This window comes from Microcoleus sp. LEGE 07076 (assembly GCF_015207455.1).
In the GTDB taxonomy this organism is placed as follows: domain Bacteria; phylum Cyanobacteriota; class Cyanobacteriia; order Cyanobacteriales; family Microcoleaceae; genus Microcoleus.
This window is the reverse complement of sequence record NZ_JADEWV010000254.1, coordinates 1-7,259: the sequence shown is the minus strand read 5'-3', so window position 1 is coordinate 7,259 and position 7,259 is coordinate 1. Positions and strand designations below refer to the sequence as shown.

The 7,259-nt window shown below is 42.1% G+C and carries 7 protein-coding genes; 2 read left to right on the top strand and 5 right to left on the bottom strand.

Features of this window, described 5'->3' with window-relative positions:
* Positions 1-236 precede the first annotated feature (236 nt).
* From IQ270_RS26310 to IQ270_RS26290, 5 genes are all read right to left on the bottom strand, one after another.
* Entirely contained in the window at positions 237-593 is a 357-nt protein-coding gene (locus tag IQ270_RS26310; RefSeq protein ID WP_193976114.1) for a hypothetical protein, read from the bottom strand.
* Between the two features lie 151 nt (positions 594-744).
* A complete protein-coding gene (locus IQ270_RS26305; protein WP_193976113.1) occupies positions 745-1,218 on the bottom strand; it encodes a hypothetical protein in 474 nt (157 codons plus the stop codon).
* Positions 1,219-1,333: 115 nt separating this feature from the next.
* Positions 1,334-1,810, bottom strand: coding sequence for a hypothetical protein (locus IQ270_RS26300; protein ID WP_193976112.1), 477 nt, complete (start codon positions 1,808-1,810; stop codon positions 1,334-1,336).
* A gap of 19 nt (positions 1,811-1,829) precedes the next feature.
* Positions 1,830-2,189 carry a hypothetical protein gene (locus tag IQ270_RS26295; RefSeq protein WP_193976111.1) on the bottom strand — a complete coding sequence of 120 codons (360 nt, stop codon included), beginning with the start codon at positions 2,187-2,189 and terminating at the stop codon, positions 1,830-1,832.
* A gap of 145 nt (positions 2,190-2,334) precedes the next feature.
* Positions 2,335-3,624, bottom strand: coding sequence for a hypothetical protein (locus IQ270_RS26290; protein ID WP_228056718.1), 1,290 nt, complete (start codon positions 3,622-3,624; stop codon positions 2,335-2,337).
* An 85-nt stretch (positions 3,625-3,709) separates the two neighbouring features.
* Between IQ270_RS26290 and IQ270_RS26285 the strand changes: the two genes are divergently transcribed.
* Positions 3,710-6,361, top strand: a complete 2,652-nt coding sequence (locus tag IQ270_RS26285) for a dynamin family protein (protein ID WP_193976110.1) — start codon at positions 3,710-3,712, stop codon at positions 6,359-6,361.
* A 6-nt stretch (positions 6,362-6,367) separates the two neighbouring features.
* Positions 6,368-6,949, top strand: a complete 582-nt coding sequence (locus IQ270_RS26280; RefSeq protein ID WP_193976115.1) for an IS1 family transposase — start codon at positions 6,368-6,370, stop codon at positions 6,947-6,949.
* Positions 6,950-7,259: the final 310 nt, after the last annotated feature.

Genomic DNA, 7,259 nt, shown 5'->3' with positions numbered 1-7,259 from the left:
CCACTCCGATTCCATCCCGAACTCGGTTGTTAAACGCTGCGGTGGCGAAGATATTTGGTGGGTCACTGCCTGAGAAAATAGCTCGATGCCTGGGATTTTATTCATAATAATCAAAGCCTCTTTCTGAATTCCAGATTGGGGCTTTGTTTTTGAGATGATTAAACAAAAAATAGAGAAAGGATACCGATCTGGGTTGTTGTTATGTTTATCTCTTTGCTGAGACTAATCTAGTGAGACTAATCTAGATTGTTCACATCTTCATGTTTGTTTACTTTTCTCAATTTACGACCCAAATATTTAGCTCCTCTACAACCGACAAACTTAGCTCCTGCTGATAAAATACTTTGGTCTTGTTGCTGAGAATTGTTTGGGTTTTGGAGTTCTTGTTTGTTTTTCCCAAAACTAGCAATAAATTCAAAAGCTGGTATCGAGGCTACTAGCAATATTAGCACCACCAAAAATATCGGTATCAGCAATAATCCCACCAATAGTACAGCACCCTTACCCTTCAGACTAACCAAGATGATGGTGATAATGTTCTCCCACCAAGAACAGCCCCAGCGTCCACAAAATTCTGCCAAAATTAGTTGCATTAGATTTTTACTCCTTAAATTGTATGTCCCTAACTTTTTTGTTCCAACCGCGCTTTGTGCTTTCCTCAAGAGAAGAGCCGCACTTTTGTATCTAAATAAAATAAGTGCGATCGCACTTTGGTAGAAATAGAGCTCGCCCTCTTAAATTTAACTAAGTGTCAATCACTTTGGCTAAAGAAGGTGGTGCAGGTGGAGACTGAGAGGGTCGGGGAATATAGCTCGGTTTAGGATGACAAGCTTCTATAAGTTCGTTCCGAAACTGGTTGAGTTTATCATTTTTTGTACAAAACAGAATGAGATTATTTCTACTCGTGTAAATAACTATATAACGCTGTTTTACAACAAAAGCTAACACAATGAAGATAATACCAATGAAGAAGAAACCGATGGTTAAAATTCCGAGTCCGAGCAGCCACCAAGTACAGCCTTCCCCAATTTCAACTGCTTTGACATTTTGAATGGGAATGACAATTTCTTTGATTTCTAAGCCAAAAAATGAAGTAAAATTTCCTTGTAAGGTGTCTCCAACTATTTTAATAGTTCCTGTACCGCTGGTTCGGAGTGGAACTGCACCGACTAATTGACCGGGAAGACCGCTGATTAGCGTAACTGATTTAGACTTCATTTTATTTGATTATTGTTGTACTAAAAATGACAGGGTTCCTACAGTATTTGTTTTAGATGTTGCTTCCTGTTGCCTTATTCAAAAATATTAGAATACAAGGATTTGGAATTAACAATTAGGCAATGGTGTAGAAGTATCTTCGACCTTCTTTACTTAAACTTGCTTTACCTAATGCCACAAGTACCACTAATACTTCCTGAGCGTAGTAGTCAAGTTTATGACCGCAGGTAAAAGGGAGGTTCAAGTTTTTAGCGACTGGCTTTAGAACAGTAGAAGCCTCTTCTGGTGTAACTATACAACCATTTAGTTGGTTGTATAGATAGTCCACAGCTTTGTCAGGAATGTCGTAAGAGTAAGTCACTTGTTCTCTCGTTGGATTGATTTGCTCTACTCGGTAAGAATCATTTTGGTAGTAGACTCGGCGATGGTTACGCAGTTCGACTTGACCAATAAACTTAATCAATGGTTCCCTCTGTTTTGGTTGAGCGATCGCATTTTTGTAACTTCTCCCTGTAGCGGTAAGGTGGCATTTCCCACAGATAGAGCTTGGTGCGTCAATGCTGTTCCTATTTAGCAAGAGAGGGTTTACCAAGCCTAATTCTACCTATCTATTAACGACCCAACTCTTCGTCAAGTTTGCGTTTCATGTCCCCAGAGATAGGTAAATTACGAATTTCTCCGCACAGACGCGATTTTAATTCTCCGTTTTGAAGGCGCTGTCTGTAAATCCCGATTAGCACTGCTTCAAGACCATACTTAGACAATGTTTCTGTAGCTAAACCGATGATTCCAAGCAGTGCGATTCCGCCTAACATACCTGCTGGACCACCCACAGCGGCGAGTGGGACACCTAACAATGCTAAAGCTGCTGTAATTGCAGCCCCACCTGTTAAGCCTGTAGTTGCCATTACAATTAGCAGAATGATTGCGGGTAATCCCAATGCAGCAGCTTTTCCAACCAATTTATCCATTTTGCGATCGCTCCGTGTTTATAGATTCAAAGTTTTTTCTGGGGTATTAGGAACCACAGGTTATATTGACGAACGAAACCCAATGTTAATGATTGCTTTGCATTGGACTCTAGCGTTGCGTAGGGTTCACTTCGTTCTACCCAACCTACGGGGTGTTCGCTAATTCTAATTCCTCTTCCGATTCATCCCGGATTCTGAAATAGTAATATAAATTAGCAACAGCCAAATCTGAGGCTTTCTCCAAGTTCGACAATACTAAACTTTTATGACCCGCATTTTCCCCTTGCTCAATGATATAACCTTCATACTCTTCACGTCGCTGCCGATCGAGCATTAATTCCAGTTGAGTGCGAAGCGCATAAAAATGAGACTTGGGCCTCAAATTTTCATAAAATAACTGTTCGTCTGGGATTCCTAAAGCTATTGCGGCTGAATTTTTATCCCCAATAACAGCCGAGTTTGATTTACTAAAATCAGCACTCTGTAACTGTTTTAATTCACTTTCTGGCAAAGATTTTATCCAGTCTATCTGATGAAGCCAAATGTCTAAAGCAGCTAAATCGTGATTGTGAATTCGGGTGATTTCTGGGAAGAGAAAATCTAGTTCATCGTCTGAGTCGCAGTCGGCAATTACTGTTAAGCCATCTTGACGGATTTGTTGTTGCAGTTGAGAAATGCGATCGCCCGCAGCACCAAATTCATTCTGCACCTGATACGTGCCGATAATACTTTGCTCGATCGCCCAACTGCACTCTAACCGACGCAACTGTCCCGCCGCACAGGTTTCTGCCAACAAATGCGGGTTTCTGTAATCGGCTAAAGCTTCAAACAACATCCCGCGCGCCGCATCAATTTCAGCATTGCGGCGGTTGATATCTTGCAGTTGCAAAGCCGATCGCATCCGTTGAATTGCTTGATTGAATAACCCGTAAGCCCGCACTAAAACTAAACGATGATTCTCAAATTTTATATCTGCAACCACTTCGGAAATTAATTGCTTAATTTGGGCGCCTTGGCCTTTCACAAGTTGTTCTAAATTGATGAAACCATTTTCTACTTTAACTTCCAGCCTTTCTACTGCTTTTTTTAGTTTCAAAGTCTGGTGCAAATTCACCGCAGACAAAGCTACCCCAGCCGCAACTCCCACACCAATGACGGCTGTTGTCGCTTGCAGCACGCCCAAACTGGCTTGGAGGGTTTGAAAACCCATGTGCATTTGCTGCATCTGCAAGCCGCCCATAACAAGCTGCACGGGAGACACTAAGGGCGATAGCGGGCTGTTGTTGAGGGCCGCACCGACAGCATGGGCCGCAAACTGTCCCGTCGCTGCATCTCTCGCCATGCCGATCGGCACTCCAGTCGATGTAAACACTTGTGCGTACTTGCCAGCCTCGATCGCAGCCTGTACCGCTGCAGGAAATACAAAGTTCATCATCAATTTTTACCCTGGTAGCAAACCACAGAATAACTAATATATTATGATACATTAAATAAAAAAAAATTATCAGTGAGCCCTGCAAATGGACACTTCGCTAATTAGTTCCCAAACAGTTGAGCTTGTTTCGCGGCTGACCGGGCAAAAACTACGCCAAGAGGATATTACTCCGCCCGTGCTTTTCTTGGCGGGGCTGGTGACGGTGTTGTTGGGAGTCATCCATGCCGACGGTACGGTTAGCGCTGAGGAAACGCAGCGATTGCGGACAACTTTTACGGAACTCATCCCCGCGAACAACAGTTTGCGCCAATTGGTAATGCTGATGGTTAAGGGCGTGCGAGACCGGCAAGTTTACAATAAAGTGACGGTGTTGTTGGCGCTGACTGCGTGTTTTTCTGAGGAGGAAAAACTGCTGCTGATTAGTTTTGGGTATCAGATGTCGGCGGCAGATGGGACAATAGAGGAACGAGCAAAAGAGTATTTGCAAAACATCGCCAACAGACTCGGAATCGCTGGGCGATATTTGACTGTTTTGGAAGCGAGTTTTAGCAGTCAGGCAATAAGGGATACAGCAGCTTTAGCAGAAGTTCACTCGTTACTCGATCCAGCAGGATTTCAATCTCTCGATTCTTTGTTTGTCCGTGCTGCTAGTCACATTCTCCAACATTTACCAGCCAAACCCAAACAGCAAACAAATCGCAAACATTCAGTTTCTTCCTATCAGGAGTTAAAAAAGTTTCAGGAGTATCGGCAACAACTTAACGCTGTTTGTGGCAAACTAGGTTTAACCCTGCGAGATAAAAGCGATCGCAACGTGCTCTCTCCTAATTTAGCCGAAGAAATAACCAAAGTATCTCAGAGATTGCAATCTCCATGTTTTCGCGTTGCTGTTGTCGGCGAGTTTAGTAAAGGCAAATCAACCTTACTCAATGCTTTACTCGGTGAGGAAATCCAACCAGTGCGGGATATTCCCTGTAGCGGTAATGTGACTATTTTGAAATATGGTTCGCAGCGCCGGGTTATTTGTCGCTACAAAAATGGACGAGAGGAAGAAATTCCACCTGCACAATATCAAGAGAAAGCTTCGATTTCGGAAGAAGCCGCTTATGGTTCTTATGCCGATGAAGAAATTGCCAAGTCGGAAATTGCCGAAATCGTTTTTGAACATCCCGACTTAGAGTTGTGCCGCAATGGGGTAGAAATTATTGATTCTCCTGGGTTGAACGAACAAGCCGAACGCACATTAGTCACCCAACAGGTTCTCAAAACAACTGATGCGGTTATTTTCTTAACTCATGCTCAAAATGCTTTAACGGAGAAAGAGCGGGAACTGCTTTTGTACTTGAAAAAAGAACTCAATTATGGCAATAACGAAGGCGCGGGTAATATTTTTATGGTAGTTAATTTTTTCGATTTGCTGCGGCGGGAAGAGAGTCGCCAGCAGGTACGAAAAAGGGTAGAAACGATTGTTAAGAGTCAAAATTTGATTGTTGCTGAAAACAGGATTCATTTTATTTCTGCTCAATCTGCATTGAAGGCGATTTTAGAAGGAAATGAAAATGATGATTATCAAAAATCTTTTCAGGGTTTTACTGATTCGATTGAGAAATTTCTGACTGTTGAACGGGGGGCGATCGCACTTCAGCAATCAGCCGCCGGAATTAAGCAAATTATTAATACTGGGTGCGATGAATTGAGTCAATATAGGGAAATTTTAGCAGGAAAATTGACAATTTCTCAAGGAGATAAGGCGAAGATTTTTGAACAAATGGCGGAAGCAAGCGGCCGCGATGTTAAGATGAGAAATTTAGCTAATAAACTGAGGGAGGAATCTGTAAAAGAAGCTACTGAATCTTGGAATGAATGGGTGAAAATATTGCCAGGTCGCCTCGCTACAAAAAGTAATAAATGGACTTCTAAGCATTCGCATATTTGGAGCCAAGACAAGTTAATTCGAGATTATGCCTATCAATTTGTGTTGGAATTAACACAAGAAATTGATGTCTGGAGCGACCAAAAGTTGCAGTTTATATTGAAACAAAAAATAGAAACTTTAGACTTCAAATTTAAAGAAGAGTTTTATGCAATCCGACAAGAGTTTCAAGAGTTCGATCGGCGACTTAGCACTAGCCTTGTTACTCAATTCAATAACTTAGGAATAGGAAAAAATCTGGGTGGAATTGGCATCGGTGGAAGCGGTATCGCTTCATCAATCAATCCCGATATTGGAGGTCCTGGAGGTTTTCTGGGCGGTTTAGGCCTGGGTGGATTAGTAGCGGCGGGATTGCTGTTTTTCGCAGGACTTGGTATTATTCCAGTTATTTTGGGTGGCTTAGCTGCTGGTGGGGGTGGCACATTTGGATTGGGAATGCTAGATGTTGATGGAATTCATAACCAGATTAAGGAAAAAGTTCGTGAATTAGGCTTTGAGAAATTTGGTGAATCTTCGCAGTCTATTTTTGATAAGATACACGAAAGAATTATTGCAGTCTTTGAAGAAAGAGTTGAGACGAGTAGCGGTGCGATCGCACAAGCAATGTCGCTGTGGGAAAATTTATTGGAACAGCAGGAAATGCGCGATCGCCAAAATCAAGCAGAATGCGACGCCGAAAAGGTTTGGCTGGCTGACAAACGTCGGGAACTTCAGGAAATAGAAAATCAAATTGAGGCTATTTTAGGTAGTCCCCTAAAGGAAAGGAGCGAGCAAGTTACTATTACAGAGAATTGTTTACCATAGTGTGAGCTGACAGTAGAGATTCCCCATTGTCCTAATTGTGGCTCAAAAGAAGTTAGTCGGAACGGTAAAACTCGGCATGGCAAACAAAGTTTTAAATGTCGAGAATGTAGTCGTCAATTTGTTTTAAATCCTGCTGGGAAGCCTATTACAGAAGAACAAAAAGAGTTAAGGTCACGGATGCTACTTGAACGTATTTCTCAGGCAGGAATTGCTCGGGTACTTCAAATGTCAGAAGATACAGTGCAGCGATACGTTAATAGCCAAGCGACTGCTGTTAAGAAGCAAGTGGAAGTGACTCCCAAAGAAAAAAAGCGCTTGAATGTTCAGATGGATGAGTTATGGTCATTCGTTGATAGTAAAGGAAATCAGCAGTGGGTCTGGCTGGCATTGGATGCCCAGACTAGGGAAATTGTTGGTGTACATATTGGAGCTCGTAGCGCATTATCGGCTCAATATCTATGGAATTCAATGCCACCAGTGTACCGTCAATCGGCAGTAATTTATACCGACCATTGGAGTGCTTATGATTCTGTATTGCCGAGCAAACGTCATCAAAGCGTAGATAAAGATAGTGGTTTTACTAACTAGATCGAGCGCTTCAACTGTACTATTCGACAACGAGTGTCTCGACTGGTAAGAAAGACAGGGTAAGCTCATCTAATTTGGTATAAATTGTACTTGACAAAAAGGGCAATATATACGAGTTGGCATTAGTGATTAGTGGTTATATAATGTTTCTTAATCATTCGTCATGACTGGTGAGAAAAAGTCAATGAAAAAAGGATTTGCTCCTGTTTCGCCAACCCAAAAATCCCAGAAGCAGAATAATCGGACTCAACCAATATCCATCGAACATTTACAAGGGAGCTTATCAACTTATTTTGATAACATACAAGCT

Excerpts from the sequence above, each read along its gene's own strand:
- IQ270_RS26305 (WP_193976113.1), bottom strand. The coding sequence starts at position 1,218 with ATGAAGTCTAAATCAGTTACGCTAATCAGCGGTCTTCCCGGTCAATTA.
- IQ270_RS26310 (WP_193976114.1), bottom strand. The coding sequence starts at position 593 with ATGCAACTAATTTTGGCAGAATTTTGTGGACGCTGGGGCTGTTCTTGG.
- IQ270_RS26295 (WP_193976111.1), bottom strand. The coding sequence starts at position 2,189 with ATGGATAAATTGGTTGGAAAAGCTGCTGCATTGGGATTACCCGCAATC.
- IQ270_RS26285 (WP_193976110.1), top strand. The coding sequence starts at position 3,710 with ATGGACACTTCGCTAATTAGTTCCCAAACAGTTGAGCTTGTTTCGCGG.
- IQ270_RS26290 (WP_228056718.1), bottom strand. The coding sequence starts at position 3,624 with ATGATGAACTTTGTATTTCCTGCAGCGGTACAGGCTGCGATCGAGGCT.